General features: G+C 69.4%; 11 protein-coding genes. 5 read left to right on the top strand and 6 right to left on the bottom strand.

The features are described from left to right. Window positions 1-4 precede the first annotated feature (4 nt). Window positions 5-1,738: an AMP-binding protein gene (locus RCR19_RS09595; RefSeq protein WP_331264759.1), complete on the bottom strand. Its 1,734-nt coding sequence runs from the start codon at window positions 1,736-1,738 to the stop codon at window positions 5-7. A 135-nt stretch (window positions 1,739-1,873) separates the two neighbouring features. Between RCR19_RS09595 and RCR19_RS09590 the strand changes: the two genes are divergently transcribed. Together RCR19_RS09590 and RCR19_RS09585 are read left to right on the top strand one after the other, a co-directional pair. Next, entirely contained in the window at window positions 1,874-3,001 is a 1,128-nt protein-coding gene (locus tag RCR19_RS09590; RefSeq protein ID WP_331264758.1) for an acyl-CoA dehydrogenase family protein, read from the top strand. Further along, the gene (locus RCR19_RS09585) at window positions 2,998-3,420 is read left to right on the top strand and encodes a RidA family protein (protein ID WP_331264757.1); all 423 of its coding nucleotides are present in this window, start codon (window positions 2,998-3,000) and stop codon (window positions 3,418-3,420) included. The genes RCR19_RS09590 and RCR19_RS09585 overlap by 4 nt, the downstream gene beginning before the upstream one ends. Window positions 3,421-3,465: 45 nt before the next feature. On the opposite strand, the gene RCR19_RS09580 is transcribed toward RCR19_RS09585, so the two are convergent. Then, complete coding sequence (locus RCR19_RS09580; RefSeq protein ID WP_220291928.1) at window positions 3,466-3,660, bottom strand: DUF5999 family protein; 195 nt, start codon at window positions 3,658-3,660, stop codon at window positions 3,466-3,468. 228 nt (window positions 3,661-3,888) lie between these two features. Here RCR19_RS09580 and RCR19_RS09575 point away from each other — a divergent pair, with 228 nt between their 5' ends. Then, the gene (locus RCR19_RS09575) at window positions 3,889-4,311 is read left to right on the top strand and encodes a DUF6299 family protein (RefSeq protein ID WP_331264756.1); all 423 of its coding nucleotides are present in this window, start codon (window positions 3,889-3,891) and stop codon (window positions 4,309-4,311) included. Between the two features lie 91 nt (window positions 4,312-4,402). Here RCR19_RS09575 and RCR19_RS09570 read toward each other — a convergent pair whose 3' ends face one another. Together RCR19_RS09570 and RCR19_RS09565 are read right to left on the bottom strand one after the other, a co-directional pair. After that, entirely contained in the window at window positions 4,403-5,932 is a 1,530-nt protein-coding gene (locus RCR19_RS09570; RefSeq protein WP_059132198.1) for a UDP-N-acetylglucosamine 1-carboxyvinyltransferase, read from the bottom strand. Between the two features lie 64 nt (window positions 5,933-5,996). Next, entirely contained in the window at window positions 5,997-6,194 is a 198-nt protein-coding gene (locus RCR19_RS09565) for a DUF4236 domain-containing protein (protein WP_059132199.1), read from the bottom strand. Window positions 6,195-6,530: 336 nt separating this feature from the next. Between RCR19_RS09565 and acnA the strand changes: the two genes are divergently transcribed. Next, window positions 6,531-9,245, top strand: a complete 2,715-nt coding sequence (gene acnA / locus RCR19_RS09560; protein WP_331264755.1) for an aconitate hydratase AcnA — start codon at window positions 6,531-6,533, stop codon at window positions 9,243-9,245. A gap of 123 nt (window positions 9,246-9,368) precedes the next feature. On the opposite strand, the gene RCR19_RS09555 is transcribed toward acnA, so the two are convergent. Both RCR19_RS09555 and RCR19_RS09550 read right to left on the bottom strand, forming a co-directional pair. Beyond that, the gene (locus RCR19_RS09555) at window positions 9,369-9,734 is read right to left on the bottom strand and encodes a hypothetical protein (RefSeq protein ID WP_331264754.1); all 366 of its coding nucleotides are present in this window, start codon (window positions 9,732-9,734) and stop codon (window positions 9,369-9,371) included. A 571-nt stretch (window positions 9,735-10,305) separates the two neighbouring features. After that, on the bottom strand, window positions 10,306-14,109 hold the full coding sequence (locus RCR19_RS09550; protein WP_331264753.1) for a GH92 family glycosyl hydrolase: 3,804 nt from the start codon (window positions 14,107-14,109) through the stop codon (window positions 10,306-10,308). 454 nt (window positions 14,110-14,563) lie between these two features. Between RCR19_RS09550 and ngcE the strand changes: the two genes are divergently transcribed. Beyond that, the gene (ngcE, locus tag RCR19_RS09545; RefSeq protein ID WP_331264752.1) at window positions 14,564-16,015 is read left to right on the top strand and encodes an N-acetylglucosamine/diacetylchitobiose ABC transporter substrate-binding protein; all 1,452 of its coding nucleotides are present in this window, start codon (window positions 14,564-14,566) and stop codon (window positions 16,013-16,015) included. Window positions 16,016-16,025 lie beyond the last annotated feature (10 nt).

The raw sequence follows: 16,025 nt of genomic DNA, 5'->3' as shown, positions 1-16,025 counted from the left end.
CGCGTCACTCATGATCACCTTCCAGGGGCAGGGAGACGGCACCGGCGACGACGTCGGCGCCGGTGCCCGCCTCCGCGGTGAGGTGCGTGCGCAGCCGGAAGCGCTGGAGCTTGCCCGTCGCGGTGCGCGGCAGCGCGTCCAGGAAGACGAACTCGCGGGGGCACTTGTACGGCGCCAGTTCCGACTTGAGGAACGTGCGGAGCTCCTCCGGGTCGCGGGGCGCCCCCGCTCTGAGCACCGTGTACGCGACCACGACCTGCCCGCGGTCCTCGTCGGGCCGGCCCACCACCGCCGTCTCGACCACGTCGGGATGGCGCAGCAGGGCGTCCTCGACCTCGGGCCCGGCGATGTTGTACCCGGCGGAAATGATCATGTCGTCGGCCCGGGCCACATAACGGAAGTAGCCGTCGGGGTCGCGGACGTAGGTGTCCCCGGTGATGTTCCAGCCGTCCCGCACGTAACTGCGCTGCCGCGGATCGGCGAGATAGCGGCAGCCCACGGGGCCGCGGACGGCGAGCAGCCCCGGTTCGCCGTCGGGCACGGGAACGCCGTTCGCGTCCTGTATCCGTGCCTGCCAGCCCGGTACCGGCACCCCGGTGGTTCCCGGGCGGATCCGGTCGTCCGCGGCGGAGATGAAGATGTGCAGCAGTTCCGTGGCGCCGATGCCGTTGATGACGCGCAGTCCGGTGCGCTCGAACCAGGCGTGCCAGGTGGCCGCGGGCAGGTTCTCGCCCGCCGACACGCACCGCCGCAGCGAGGTGACGTCGTACCCGTCCAGCTCGTCGAGCATCGCGCGGTAGGCGGTCGGGGCGGTGAACAGCACGGAGACGCGGTGTTCGGCGATCGCGGGCAGCAACTGCCTGGGGCCCGCCTGCTCGAGCAGCAGGGCGCTCGCCCCGGCCCGCAGCGGGAAGACGACGAGCCCGCCGAGCCCGAAGGTGAAGCCGAGCGGGGGACTGCCCGCGAAGACGTCGTCGGGGTGCGGCCGCAGTACGTGCCGCGAGAAGGTGTCCGCGACGGCGAGCACATCGCGGTGGAAGTGCATGCAGCCCTTCGGACGGCCCGTGGTGCCCGAGGTGAAGGCGATCAGCGCCACGTCGTCGGCCGCCGTGTCCACGGGTGCGAACGGTTCCTCGGAGGTGGGAAGGCGCAGCAGGTCGTCGGGGGAGCCGCCGCCGTAGGCGGTGATGTTCAGCCCGGGGATGCCCGCGTTCACCAGGTCGTCGAGCGAGCGCGCGTCGCACAGGGCGTGCCCGACCCGGGCGATCTCGCACATCGTGCGCAGCTCGTGCGGACGCTGCTGGGCGAGCACGGTGACGGCGACCGCACCCGCCTTGAGCACCGCCAGCCAGCAGGCGGCCAGCCCCGGGGAGGTGGGGCCGCGCAGCAGGACGCGGTTGCCGGGGACCACGCCGAGCCGGGAGGTGAGCACATGCGCGATCCGGTCCACGCGGGTGCGGAGCTCGCCGTACGTCCACACCCCGCCGTCCGCCGTGTGGAAGGCGGGGCGCTCGGGTGCGGGGCCGGCGAGCAGTTCCGCGGCGGCGTTGAGTCGTTCGGGGTAGTGCAGCTCCGGCAGGTCGAAGCGGAGTTCGGGCCACTCGTCCCGTGGCGGCAGGTGGTCGCGGGCGAAGGTGTCGCGGTGGGCGGTGCGGGTGGGGCTCGTACGGGTCAAGGCGCCCTCCCGGTCGGTACCGGTCCCGGTGGCCGTGGCGCTCGTGGCGTCCCTGTGGTCCAAGGCGGTTCGCCCCCTTGTCGTGGTGGGCTCGCGCATCGAGCGTATCGTGTTGGTGACGACAGTCAACGGTCCGCGATACGGTCGGGTTGGGCAGCCCGCCCGACCCGGTACGCCGTCAGGGAGAGGGGACCGGCAATGACCGCATTCTCGCTCGATCCGGCACAGACCGCCTGGCGCGCGGAACTGCGCGGCTGGGCGGAGCAGCGGCTTCGCCCACTGGCGGAGAAGGGCGAGCCCGGCCACGTCAACCGCGCGCTCGTCGTCGAACTCGGCCGACTCGGGCTGCTGGACCGCCTGTTCAGCTCCGGCGCGCTCGACCTGTGCCTGATGCGGGAGTCCCTCGCCTACGCCTGCACGGAGGCCGAGACGGCGCTCGCTCTCCAGGGACTCGGCGCCCATCCGGTGTACGCCCACGGCACAGGGGCCCAGCACGACCGCTGGCTTCCCGGCGTCCGGTCCGGCACCACGGTCGCCGCCTTCGCCCTGACCGAGCCCGACGCCGGCTCGGACGCGGCCGCACTGACCCTGACCGCCGAGCCCGACCCCGCGGACGGCTGGCGGCTCACCGGCGAGAAGTGCTGGATCTCCAACGCCCCCGAGGCCGACTTCTACACCGTCTTCGCGCGCACCACGCCCGGTTCCGGCGCCCGTGGAGTGACCGCCTTCCTCGTGCCCGCCGACCGTCCCGGACTGACCGGCAGCCCGCTCGACATGCTCTCGCCGCACCCCATCGGCACTCTCGGCTTCGACTCCGTGCCCGTGACCGCGGACGACGTCATCGGCGAACCCGACCGCGGCTTCCGGGTCGCCATGAGCACCCTCAACCTGTTCCGGCCCAGCGTCGGCGCCTTCGCGGTCGGCATGGCCCAGGCGGCCCTGGACGCCACGCTCGCCCACACGGCCGGACGGGACGCCTTCGGCGGCAAGCTGAAGGACCTCCAGGCCGTCTCCCATCAGGTCGCCGAGATGGCCCTGCGCACCGAGGCGGCACGGCTCATGGTCTACGCGGCGGCGTCGGCGTACGACGAAGGCTCCCCCGACGTCCCGCGCCGGGCCGCCATGGCCAAACTGCTCGCCACCGAAACCGCGCAGTACGTCGTCGACGCGGCCGTCCAGTTGCACGGGGCGCGCGCCCTGCGCCGCGGCCACCTTCTCGAACACCTCTACCGGGAGGTGCGCGCGCCGAGGATCTACGAAGGCGCCAGCGAGGTGCAGCGCGGCATCATCGCCAAGGAGTTGTACGCCACCGTGGAGGCCCCGTGACCACCGAGCGCAGCGTCCCGCCCGATCTGTCGCGCCTCAATCCGCCCGCTCTGTCCCCGTCCTCGGGCTTCTCCCACGCCGTCGTCGCCACCGGGTCCCGGGTGGTGTTCCTGGCGGGCCAGACCGCTCTCGACACGGACGGGAAGGTGGTCGGCGCCTCGCTCCCCGAGCAGTTCGAGCGGGCGCTCGCGAATCTGCTCACCGCGCTGCGGGCCGCCGGCGGCACACCCGCCGACCTGGCCCGCGTCACCGTCTACGCCACCGACGTTGCGGACTACCGGGCCCGCGCCCACGAGCTGGGCGGCATCTGGCGGAGGCTCGCGGGCCGCGACTACCCGGCGATGGCCGTCGTGGGGACCACCCGTCTGTGGGACGAGGAGGCCCTGGTGGAACTGGACGGCTTCGCCGTGCTCCCCTAGCCGCGGCGACCGGGGGAGTCCGTCGCCGCGAGGAGCGGGACCGCGTCAGGCCGCCATGGCCAGCGGTCCCATCGGCACGCGACGCGGGGCGACCACGCTGCCGTCCGGGAGCAGTTCCCCGCTGTCGTCGAAGACGATCACGCCGTTGCAGAGCAGGGTCCAGCCCTGTTCAGGACGGGCGGCGACGACGTGTGGTGCGATGGTGTCGGACGCCGGGCACGAAGGCTGGTGGGAACACATGGCGCACCTCCGGGTGAGGTTCGGGCGGCCGGTTGTCGCCCCCTCGTCCTAGACCATGCTCCGCCTGTGAAGCCACCGGAAGCATCGGCCGACAAGCGTGACACCATGCGGACAACTCTCGGACACATCGCGGACGGTCGGGGCGGACTCGCCACGAAGGGGTGAAGATCACGCACCCCGGCTAGGCCTCCCGGTACCTGTGGAACCCCCCATTCCAGGAGGTGTTCCATGTTCGTGCGCCAGGTCGTCGGGGTGGTCTTCGGCGCCGCCCTGCTCCTGTCCGCCGCCCCCGCCGCCGGTGCCCAGACCGGACGGCACGAGGAGCTGACGATCCACCGTATCGGCCACCTCAGGGCCGACGGCACGCTCACCCTGTCCGGCACCTACCGCTGTCACGGTGGGGGTGGCCCGGTCTTCATCTCCTCCTCCGTCTCCCAGGGCGACTCCCGCGTCAGCCACGGAGTCGGGGGCACCCTCGCGCTGTGCGACGGGGCCGAGCACCGCTGGACCAACTCCGAGAGGCGCCGGGGCGCCTACCACTCGGGCCGGGCGCACGTGGGGGCCGCCCTGCTGGAGCTGCGCGCGACCGGCCTCCCGCTGCCCACGTTCCACGCGGTACGGCAGCGGGAGGTCAGGCTGGTCGCGGACTAGCGCCCGTCGTCCGCATCATGTCGGCGTCACGGGGCGACCGAATGGCGCGGTCCCTCCCGGCCGACCCGATCCAGACGACAGACCCTGGGGCTCAGATGTTCCGGAACGTCTCGATCTGCGCGCCGACCGAGTTGAGCCGTTCGGCCAGCTCCTCGTAGCCGCGGTTGATCACGTACACGTTGCGCAGCACGGACGTGCCCTCGGCCGCCATCATCGCCAGCAGCACGACCACGGCGGGCCGCAGCGCCGGCGGGCACATCATCTCGGCGGCCCGCCAGCGGGTCGGGCCCTCGACCAGCACCCGGTGGGGGTCCAGGAGCTGGAGGCGGCCGCCGAGGCGGTTGAGGTCCGTCAGATAGATCGCCCGGTTGTCGTACACCCAGTCGTGGATCAGCGTCTTGCCCTGGGCGGCGGCGGCGATGGCGGCGAAGAACGGAACGTTGTCGATGTTGAGGCCGGGGAAGGGCATGGGGTGGATCTTGTCGATCGGCGCCTCCAGCTTGGAGGGCCGCACGGTCAGGTCCACCAGCCGGGTACGGCCGTTGTCGGCGACGTACTCGGGCGTGCGGTCGTGGTCGAGGCCCATCTCCTCGAGCACCGCGAGCTCGATCTCGAGGAACTCGATCGGGACCCGGCGCACCGTCAGCTCGGACTCGGTCACGACCGCGGCCGCCAGCAGGCTCATCGCCTCGACCGGGTCCTCGGAGGGGGAGTAGTCGACGTCGACGTCGATGTTCGGCACACCGTGCACCGTGAGCGTGGTGGTGCCGATGCCCTCGACCTCGACGCCGAGCGCCTCGAGGAAGAAGCAGAGGTCCTGGACCATGTAGTTCGAGGACGCGTTGCGGATGACCGTGACCCCGTTGTGGCGGGCGGCGGCGAGCAGGGCGTTCTCGGTCACGGTGTCACCGCGCTCGGTCAGCACGATCGCCCGGTCGGGCGAGACGGACCGGTCCACCACCGCGTGGTAGTGCCCTTCGGTGGCGGTGACGTCGAGGCCGAACCGGCGCAGAGCGATCATGTGCGGCTCGACGGTTCGTGTGCCCAGGTCGCAGCCGCCCGCGTACGGCAGCCTGAAGCGGTCCATGCGGTGCAGCAGCGGACCGAGGAACATGATGATGGAGCGCGTACGGCGGGCGGCCGCGGCGTCGATGGAGTCCATCTCGAGGTCGGCCGGGGGCACGATCTCCAGGTCGACGCCGTCGTTGATCCAGCGGGTGCGCACCCCGATCGACCCGAGGACCTCGAGGAGGCGGTACACCTCCTCGATCCGGGCGACCCGGCGCAGCACCGTGCGCCCCTTGTTGAGCAGTGAGGCGCACAGCAGCGCCACGCAGGCGTTCTTGCTCGTCTTCACGTCGATGGCGCCCGAGAGCCGGCGACCGCCGACCACTCGCAGATGCATGGGGCCCGCGTAGCCGAGGGACACGATCTCGCTGTCCAGGGCTTCACCGATTCGGGCGATCATCTCAAGACTGAGGTTCTGATTGCCCCGCTCGATGCGGTTGACAGCACTCTGGCTGGTGCCTAGCGCCTCGGCGAGCTGCGTCTGAGTCCAGCCACGGTGCTGCCGGGCGTCACGGATGAGCTTGCCGATGCGTACGAGGTAGTCGTCTGACATGAGGCCGAGGTTATCTCAGATATGAGATTGCGCCTCTTGGGGGGTCTGTTCGGGTGAGTGACCGTCAGTGACCCTTGGTGGAGCGGGTGCGACGCCATCCGAAAGGACCGGGCAGATCCATGGATGTCGTACGACGTCCCGAACTGCTGCGTGTATGGCGCGGGCCGTGCTTGCCGCCCGTGGTGATGGACCACGAGCGCTTGTTGATGTTCAGACGCACCCCGGGCAGGATCCGGAAACTCTTGCGGAACGTGAGGGGCATGCGACGTCTCCCTTCGATTGCCGGTGAACGTCGCATACCCCGGCTCCGCGCATTGATGACACCGCGGCGGCGCGCTCGCCGGGCACGCCCGGAGGCTGCCCTCGGTCGGCACCGTGCGGGCGCGCCGCGGGGCGCGGTGGCGGGATCGGGCCGGGCCGGGCATGACCATCCCGGCCCCATGTACTAGAGTTATCTCGACATCGAGATATCTGCCGAGGCGCACCGCAGCCCCGGGCTTGGTAAGGGTTACCTAACTTAGCCTTACCTTAGCGGATCGGCCAGGCCGTCGTGGCGGCAGGATGCGGTGGTACGCGCACATCAATGAAGGAGACTGTCGTGTCGGCGAACAGCTTCGACGCCCGCAGCACGCTGCAGGTGGGCGACGAGTCGTACGAGATCTTCCGGCTGGACAAGGTGGAGGGCGCGGCCCGCCTGCCGTACAGCCTCAAGGTCCTGCTGGAGAACCTGCTCCGCACCGAGGACGGCGCGAACATCACCGCCGACCACATTCGCGCCCTCGGCAACTGGGACTCCCAGGCCCAGCCGTCGCAGGAGATCCAGTTCACGCCGGCCCGCGTGATCATGCAGGACTTCACCGGTGTTCCGTGTGTCGTCGACCTCGCCACCATGCGTGAGGCCGTCAAGGAGCTCGGCGGCGACCCGGCGAAGATCAACCCGCTGGCCCCGGCCGAGCTGGTCATCGACCACTCCGTCATCGCCGACAAGTTCGGCACGAACGACGCCTTCCAGCAGAACGTCGAGCTGGAGTACGGCCGCAACAAGGAGCGCTACCAGTTCCTGCGCTGGGGCCAGACCGCCTTCGACGAGTTCAAGGTCGTCCCGCCGGGCACCGGCATCGTCCACCAGGTGAACATCGAGCACCTGGCCCGCACGGTCATGGTCCGCGGTGGCCAGGCGTACCCCGACACCCTCGTCGGCACCGACTCGCACACCACCATGGTCAACGGCCTCGGTGTCCTCGGCTGGGGCGTCGGCGGTATCGAGGCCGAGGCCGCGATGCTCGGCCAGCCGGTCTCCATGCTCATCCCGCGCGTCGTGGGCTTCAAGCTCACCGGTGAGCTGCAGCCCGGCACCACCGCCACCGACCTGGTGCTCACGATCACCGAGATGCTGCGCAAGCACGGTGTCGTCGGCAAGTTCGTCGAGTTCTACGGTGAGGGTGTGGCCGCCACCTCCCTCGCCAACCGCGCCACCATCGGCAACATGTCGCCGGAGTTCGGCTCCACCGCCGCGATCTTCCCGATCGACGACGAGACGCTGAACTACCTGCGCCTGACCGGCCGTTCCGACCAGCAGGTCGCGCTCGTCGAGGCCTACGCCAAGGAGCAGGGCCTCTGGCTGGACCCGAAGGCCGAGCCGGACTTCTCCGAGAAGCTCGAGCTGGACCTGTCCACCGTCGTTCCCTCCATCGCCGGCCCGAAGCGCCCGCAGGACCGTATCGTCCTGGCGGGGGCCGCCGAGCAGTTCAAGGTCGACGTCCGCAACTACGTCGACACCGCCGACGAGGCGGGCAAGGAGTCCTTCCCGGCCTCCGACGCCCCGGCCTCCTCCAACGGCGTCCCGACGAACCCGGTCCAGGTCACCGCCCCCGACGGCACGACCTACACCCTCGACCACGGTGCGGTGACGGTCGCGGCCATCACCTCCTGCACCAACACCTCGAACCCGTACGTCATGGTCGCCGCCGCCCTGGTGGCGAAGAAGGCGGTCGAGAAGGGCCTGACCCGCAAGCCGTGGGTCAAGACCACCCTCGCCCCGGGCTCGAAGGTCGTCACCGACTACTTCGACAAGGCGGGTCTGACCCCGTACCTCGACAAGGTCGGCTTCAACCTGGTCGGCTACGGCTGCACCACCTGCATCGGCAACTCCGGCCCGCTGCCGGAGGAGGTCTCCAAGGCCGTCAACGACCACGACCTCGCGGTCACCTCGGTGCTGTCCGGCAACCGCAACTTCGAGGGCCGGATCAACCCCGACGTCAAGATGAACTACCTGGCGTCCCCGCCGCTGGTCGTCGCGTACGCCCTCGCGGGCTCCATGAAGGTGGACATCACCAAGGACGCCCTCGGCACCGACCAGGACGGCAACCCGGTCCACCTCGCGGACATCTGGCCGTCCGAGGCCGAGGTCAACGACGTCGTGGCCAACGCCATCGGCGAGGACATGTTCAACAAGTCCTACCGGGACGTCTTCGCCGGTGACGCCCAGTGGCAGGCGCTGCCGATCCCCACCGGCAACACCTTCGAGTGGGACGCGGAGTCGACCTACGTCCGCAAGCCCCCGTACTTCGAGGGCATGCAGATGGAGCCGGCCCCGGTCACCGACATCGCCGGTGCCCGTGTCCTCGCGAAGCTGGGCGACTCGGTCACCACCGACCACATCTCCCCGGCCGGTGCGATCAAGGCCGACACCCCGGCGGGCAAGTACCTCACCGGGCACGGTGTGGAGCGCCGCGACTTCAACAGCTACGGCTCGCGCCGCGGCAACCACGAGGTCATGATCCGCGGCACGTTCGCCAACATCCGCCTGCGCAACCAGATCGCGCCGGGCACCGAGGGCGGCTACACCCGCGACTTCACCCAGGCCGACGCGCCGGTGTCGTTCATCTACGACGCCTCGCGCAACTACATCGAGCAGGGCATCCCGCTGGTCGTCCTGGCCGGCAAGGAGTACGGCTCCGGCTCGTCCCGCGACTGGGCCGCCAAGGGCACCGCGCTGCTCGGTGTGAAGGCCGTCGTCGCCGAGTCCTACGAGCGCATCCACCGTTCGAACCTCATCGGCATGGGCGTCCTGCCGCTCCAGTTCCCGGAGGGCCAGAGCGCCGAGTCCCTCGGTCTGACCGGCGAGGAGACCTTCTCCATCGCGGGTGTCACCGAGCTGAACGACGGCACCACGCCGCGCACCGTCAAGGTCACCACCGACACCGGTGCCGAGTTCGACGCGGTCGTCCGCATCGACACCCCCGGTGAGGCCGACTACTACCGCAACGGCGGCATCATGCAGTATGTGCTGCGCAACCTGATCCGCAAGTAGGCGGACCGGCAAGGTCATCGGGCCGCAACTCCGGCAACGGGGTTGCGGCCCTGCGCCGTTCCGGCGGGGGTACGCGGAGCCCCGCGCGGGCGCCGCGCGCTCGGCGCGGTCCGATCCCCTGCTCTAGATCCATCCCGCGGCCTGGGCGATCGCGAACGGCGCGGGGACCAGGGCCGACATGCCGAGCCACAGGTTGAGCGGCCTGCCCTCCTGCCACGGCATCAGGACGTCCACCACCAGGATCATGCCGAGGACGAAGGCGCCGCCCAGCACCGCGCCCAGCGTCATCCCGACCGCCTGGTCCGGCGAAACCTTGACGCAGCCGAACCCGTCGGTGCAGGAGATCAGCGCGTATCTGGTCAGCAGCCACCGCAGGCACACGCCCGGGAGGATGGCGGCAAGTCCGATCAGGAGGTTCGCCACCGCGGCCGCCCACCAGGAAACGGCGGTGCCCGCTCTGCGGCCACCGTCCGTAGCGGAACCGTGCACAGCTTGCCCTCTCCCAGTTCACCGCGCTCGTACAGGTAGATGACCAGGGGAGCACTCCGGTTGCCCTGTGCGCCCCCTGGAGCGGCGAACACCGCTCCCACGAGTGACGCCGGGCGGCTTCGGACCGGACTCGGGTTGCCGTCGCACCGTCGTCCGGACGCAGGGCGAGGGGTGGATGGGGTGACCGCGTCCGGGTCGCGCACGAGGGAGCGGCGCGTCAGGAGTTGACGAGGCTTCCGCGACCGCACGTCGGGTACGCCCGCGCGACAGGCGCGGTGGGGCACTCCGGGCGGACCGGGTGGCCGGTGTGTGAGCCACCCGGTCCGCGAGCCGGGCCGGCCCGGGGGAGGGAGCCGGACCAGGTGATGCGTGGCTGGTGTGCGCCCTGATGGCGACAACGTTGTCCGACTGGTCTGTACATGACTGTACCGCCCCAATGGACAACGATGTCAAGGCTGTTCACCCGCAAGGCTGATTCGGCGGCACCCGTCCGCGCACGGGCGGGGCGCAGAAGGGCGGGCGCGGAGGAAACTCCGCGCCCGCCCTGTCCCGTGTGCGGCGGGTCAGGCCGTCAGGCCAGCAACTCCACCTCCGCCAGGGTCGCCTGACCGCTCAGGACCAGGCGGTAGTGCGTGTAGGAGCCGGTGTCCGGGATCGAGAACGCCCTCGTCTGCCGGTCCCATGCGAAGGATTCGCCCGAGCGCCGGTCGAGCGTCGTCCACTGCGTGCCGTCCCTGGACGCCTGAAGGGTCCAGCCCGTGGGCGCCTTCGTGTGGTCCGCCGGGGACGTCAGGGTGTACTGCACCGCCCTGGCGGACTCCGCGACGGGCAGGTCCACGCTCGTCACGGCGCCCTCCGTCGCCGAGGTGTTGTCGAAGAGCGCTCCGTCACCCTTGATCACGTCGGCACGGGGCGAGGGGACCTTGTCGTCCTGGGTGATCGACACCGGCGCCGCCGTCTTCCCGGTGCCCCAGGAAGAGGGCCGGGCACCCATGTCGAAGTCCAGCACCCCGCCCTTGGCCAGCAGGCTGTGCGGCAGCGACGTCGACGTCCACGCCTTGCCGTTCACCTTCACGCCCTGGACGTACACATTGCGGCTGCTGTTCTTCGGCGCCCTGATCACCAGGTCCTTGCCGTTCTCCAGGTGCACCGTCGCCCTGGTGAACAGCGGCGACCCGATGGCGTACTCGCCGCTGCCCATCACCAGCGGGTAGAAGCCCAGCGCCGAGAACACGTACCAGGCCGACTGCTCGCCGTTGTCCTCGTCGCCGTGGTACCCCTGGCCGATCCCGCTGCCGGTGTACAGGCGGGAGAGGACCTCACGGGCCTTCGCCTGCGCCTTCCATGGTTCGCCCGCCGCGTCGTACATGTAGATCACGTGGTGGGCGACCTGGTTGGAGTGCCCGTACATGCCCATCCGGACGTCGCGCGCCTCAGTCATCTCGTGGATGACACCGCCGTAGGAGCCCACGAACTCCGGTGACGCCGTCTCGGGCGTCGCGAAGTACTCGTCGAGCTTGTCCGCCAGCCCCGCACGGCCGCCGTACAGGTTCGCCAGGCCCCGGCTGTCCTGCGGCGCCGTGAAGGCGTAGCCCCAGCCGTTCGTCTCCGTGTAGTCGTAGCCCCACACCCGCGGGTCGTACTTCGCGGAGTCCACCCGCCAGTCGCCCTGCGCGTCACGGCCCTGGAAGAAGCCGGCCTTCGTGTCGAAGAGGTCGACGTAGTCCTGGGCGCGGTTGAGGAAGTACGCCGACTCCTCCTTGTAGCGCTTCTTGTGGGTCTTCTCGTAGAGCGCCTGGCCCATCTTCGCGATGCCGTAGTCGTTGACGTAGCCCTCCATCGCCCACGACAGGCCCTCACCGGTGGCGGTGCTCGTGTAGCCGAGGAACGGCGAGGTCGCCATGCCCTTTCGGCCCACCCCGGACGACGGAGGCGTGACCGTGGCGTTCTTCACCGCCGCGTCGTAGGCAGCCTCCGCGTCGAAGTTCACGCCCTTCACGTAGGCGTCCGCGAACGCCACGTCCGAGGAGGTGCCCGTCATCAGGTCCGCGTAGCCGGGCGAGGACCACCGCGAGGTCCAGCCGCCGTCCTTGTACTGCTGCACGAATCCGTCGACCAGTTCACCGGCCTGCTTCGGAGTGAAGAACGAGTACGCCGGCCATGTCGTCCGGTAGGTGTCCCAGAACCCGTTGTTGACGTACACCTTGCCGTCGACGATCTTCGCCCCGGTGTGGGTGGGGGTGTCCTGACCCGTCATCGGGGAGAAGGGGGACGCGTACTGATTGGCCGAACCCACCTTCTCGAAACCGGAGTTGGGGTACAGGTACAGCCGGTACATCGAGGAGTACAGCGTCGTCAGCTGGTCGGTCGTGGCCCCCTCGACCTCGACCTTGCCGAGCAGTTCGTCCCAGGCCTTCCGGGCGCGTGTCTTCACGTCCTCGAACGAGGCTCCGTCGGGGACCTCCTGGCCCAGATTGTCCTTGGCCTGGTCCACGCTGATGAGCGAGGTGGCCAGGCGGAGCGTCACCGTGTGGTCGGCGCCCGGCTTGAAGCGCAGGTACCCCTTCACCCCCGAGGACGCGCCGTCCGTCACGGGCGCGTCGAACACGCCGTATACGAAAAGCCGTGTGGCACCCGTCGACAGCCCGGACTTCACGTCCGAGAAGCCGGTGACGATCCCCTTGTCCTCGTCCAGGGTCAGCCCGGCCTGCTCGGTCACGTTGTCGAAGATCACGCTTGCGTCGTCACCGGGGTAGGTGAACCGCAGTACGGCCGCGTGGTCCGTCGGCGTCATCTCCGCCTTCAGGCCGTTCTCGAAGGTCACCCCGTAGTAGTACGGGCGCGCGGTCTCCTTCTCGTGCCGGAACGCCAGCGCCCGTGCCTCCCGGCCGGTGTCCGGCGTGCCGGACGCGGCCGACGGCATCACCTGGAACGTCTGCCGGTCACCCATCCAGGGGCTGGGCTCATGGCTCGCGCTGAACGCCTCGACGGTGGGCAGATTGTCGTCGTTGTTGGCCCGGGCGTAGTCGTACAGCCAGCTCAGCGAGCCCGCGTTGGTCACCGGCGTCCAGAAATTGAAGCCGTGCGGCACGGCCGTCGCGGGGAAGTTGTTGCCGCGGGAGAAGCCGCCGCTGGAGTTGGTGCCGCGGGTCGTCAGCGCGTAGTCGGACAGATGTGCCTTGGGCTTGTCCGGTGGGGCCGTCTTCAGCGAGACGTCGTCCAGCCAGCCCCGGAACTTCGCCGGTCCCTTGGGCGAGTCGTAGGCGACCAGAATCCGGTCCACGGTCTTGCCGGCCGCGACCGAGCCGATCCGCGCGACCACGTTGTTCCACTGGTTCACATACAGGACCTTGGCCGCGCCCTGCCCCTGGGGGGTGAGCGGGAAGCCGTGCTGGTCGAGCGCGCCGAGGCCGCTCAGATGGGTTCCGTCGGTGAAGGCCAGGTCGACGGAGACGTTCGTGGCGTCGTAGTCGCGGTCCCCGTCCGCCATCGACGGGAAGATGCGGTAGGACAGCCGGGTGTCCCGCTGGACGGCCACGTTCACGTCGAAGACCTTGTTGTACGAGTACCCACGGCCGTCCGCCGTGTGCGTCCCCGCGTAGCGCAGCGCGCGCCTGCCCGTGAAGCCCATGCCCGCCTTGGCGGTGGGGGAGCCGATCGGGCCGCGGTCCACCTGCGTGCGCATGTCCTTGGGCGTGGGATCGGTGGTGTCGCCCGTGGAGAACTGCACATCGGCGAGCTGGAGGATGTCGGCCCCGTGGTTCTTGGTGAAGTCGAGCCGGAAGTGCTGGTACTCGGCCGGTGCGGCGAGATCGAACGACGTCGTCCTGAACCGCTCGTCGAAGGACACGCCGGTCCGGGTGTCCAGGGTCTTCCAGTCCTTGCCGTCCGTGGAGCCCTGAAGGGTCCAGTCCGCCGGGTCCCGTTCCGCGGCGTCGTTGGCCGAGGTGAGCGCGTACGTCACCACCTTGACCGGGGCCTCGAAGTCGAACTCCACCCAGCCCGTCGGCGCGAACGTGAGCCACTTGGTGCTCGGTTCGCCGTCGATCAGGTTCTCCTTGACCTCACCGGAGCCCGAGTTCTCGGCGCTGGCCCGGACATCGGTGACCTCATCGGTGACATTGCCCGGAATACCCGTCGCGTACGCACCGTCCACGCCGGACGCCCGTTTCGAACCGTCCGCCGCCGTGTCGACGGTGTTGAGCCATGTCGGCGCCGGATCGTCCGTCTCGAACGACGAGGCGAACTCCCGGTCGGCGCTCCCCGCCCGGGCGGGCAGGGCCACCGAGGCGCCCTGTGCCCCTACGAGCAACGCCAGGGCGGCCGCCCCGACGACCGCCGTCGGGGCCCATCTTTGCCGAGATCTGTGCTGCATACGCGAGCACCCTCCCTGCGCTGTGAAATTGGACAACGTTGTCTACTCCGCTGCGCGAGGAACCAGTAGGTGGCCAAGTGGCCGGTGATGTCAAGGTGTTGAGTGTGGCATTCGGGCTCAATGCGGCGGATATGCCGTTCTGGAAGCGCACGGGCATCCCGTATTTCCGAGAGGTCTCAACTCGGAAAAGCAAAGAGTCAACCTTGCATTCGATCTTGCCCAGTTGGCGGGAAGTGGACTATACCTGTCGGCGTCCGGAGCAGCCGTCTTCTGCGGCCTGACGGCTGTGGGCAGGCACGACCGGGGGAATGGGAGGCGGCGAACTGTTTCGGGAATCAACAACTGCCGTGCGCCCCACAGAATCCCTCGTGCACGACCCCAGCTTCACCATCACCGCGGTGCCGGCAAGGATCCGGTTCACCGCCTGAGTCCTGGAGAAGGCGAGGACTTGAGCATGGGATCCACTTCCGGCGAGAACTCCACCACCGCAGGCGTCGGACGCCGTGATCTGATCAGGCGGTCCGCCGCGCTCGGTCTGATCTCCGTCCCCGCGATGAGCTTCCTTTCCGCCTGCGCCAGTGGCGGCGGCGACGATCAGGGGAAGGCCAAATCGGGCAAGAAGACCGCGAAGAACCCGCTCGCCGTCAATGACACGGCGCAGATGGAATTCGTGTTGTTCGACGGCGGCTTCGGCAAGGAGTACGCCGAGGACGCGGTCAAGATCTACGAGAAGGACTTCCCGAAGGCCAAGGTCAAGTTTTCCGCCACCCAGAAGATCCAGTCCACCCTGCAGCCCCGCTTCAACCAGGGCACGCCGCCCGACCTCATCGACAACTCCGGCGCCGAGCAGATGGACATGGGCGTCCTCGTCGGCAAGAGCCAGCTCGCCGACCTGACCCCGCTGCTGGACGCCGCGTCGTACGACGACCCCTCCAAGAAAGTCCGCGACACCCTGCGTCCGGGCATCGTGGAAATGGGCCAGTTCGACGGCAAGCCGGTCTGGATCCTGTACTACGCCTACACGGTGTACGGCGTCTGGTACTCGCAGAAGGCCCTCGACTCGCTCGACGAGCAGTACCCGGAGACCTGGGACGCGATGCTCAAGGTCTGCGAGAAGGCCAAGAAGAAGGGCATGGCGGGCTGGACGTACGCGGGCAAGTACCCGTACTACCTCCCCTTCTCGCTGTACCCGATGATCGGCAAGGTCGGTGGCCGCGAGGTCCTGGACGCCATCGACAACCTGGAGCCCAACGCCTGGAAGCACCCGGCGGTCAAGGCCTGCTTCGAGGCCTACTACGAGCTCTACAAGAAGGGTTACGTCCTCAAGGGGACGCCCGGCCTCGACCACATCCAGTCGCAGACCGCCTGGGCCAAGGGCAAGGCGCTGTTCATCCCGAACGGCTCCTGGGTCGAGAACGAGTCCGCGAACGTGATCCCCAGCGACTTCAACCTCGCGGTCTCCGCCCCCACCGGCCTCGACAGCTCCGACAAGATGCCGTTCGGCACCATCTGGGCCTCCGGCGGCGAGCCCTTCATCGTCCCGGCCAAGGCGAAGAACGCCGCGGGCGGCATGGAGCAGTTGCGCATCATGCTCAGCGAGGCCTCCTCGAAGAACTTCACCGCCAAGGTGAAGTCCCTGACCGCGTACAACGGCGGCACCGACGGCATCACCCTCACCCCGGGTCTGAAGTCCGGTGTCGCGGCGCTGGAGAAGGCCGGCGACAACGTCGTGAACCCGCGCCTCCAGGACTGGTACGTGCAGCTGCAGAAGGAGAAGATCGGCGTGTCCGGCCTGGGCGAGATGATGGCCGGCCGTCTCACCCCCGCCGAGGCCATCCAGAAGATCCAGGGCTTCGCCGACGAGGCGGCCAAGGACTCGTCGATCAAGCACTACAAGCACCAGTGAGGGTCCGTCA

Origin of the sequence: Streptomyces sp. WAC07094 (assembly GCF_036320405.1) — a bacterium.
In the GTDB taxonomy this organism is placed as follows: Bacteria; Actinomycetota; Actinomycetes; order Streptomycetales; family Streptomycetaceae; genus Streptomyces; species Streptomyces lannensis.
This window is presented reverse-complemented; position numbering and strand designations above follow the sequence as displayed.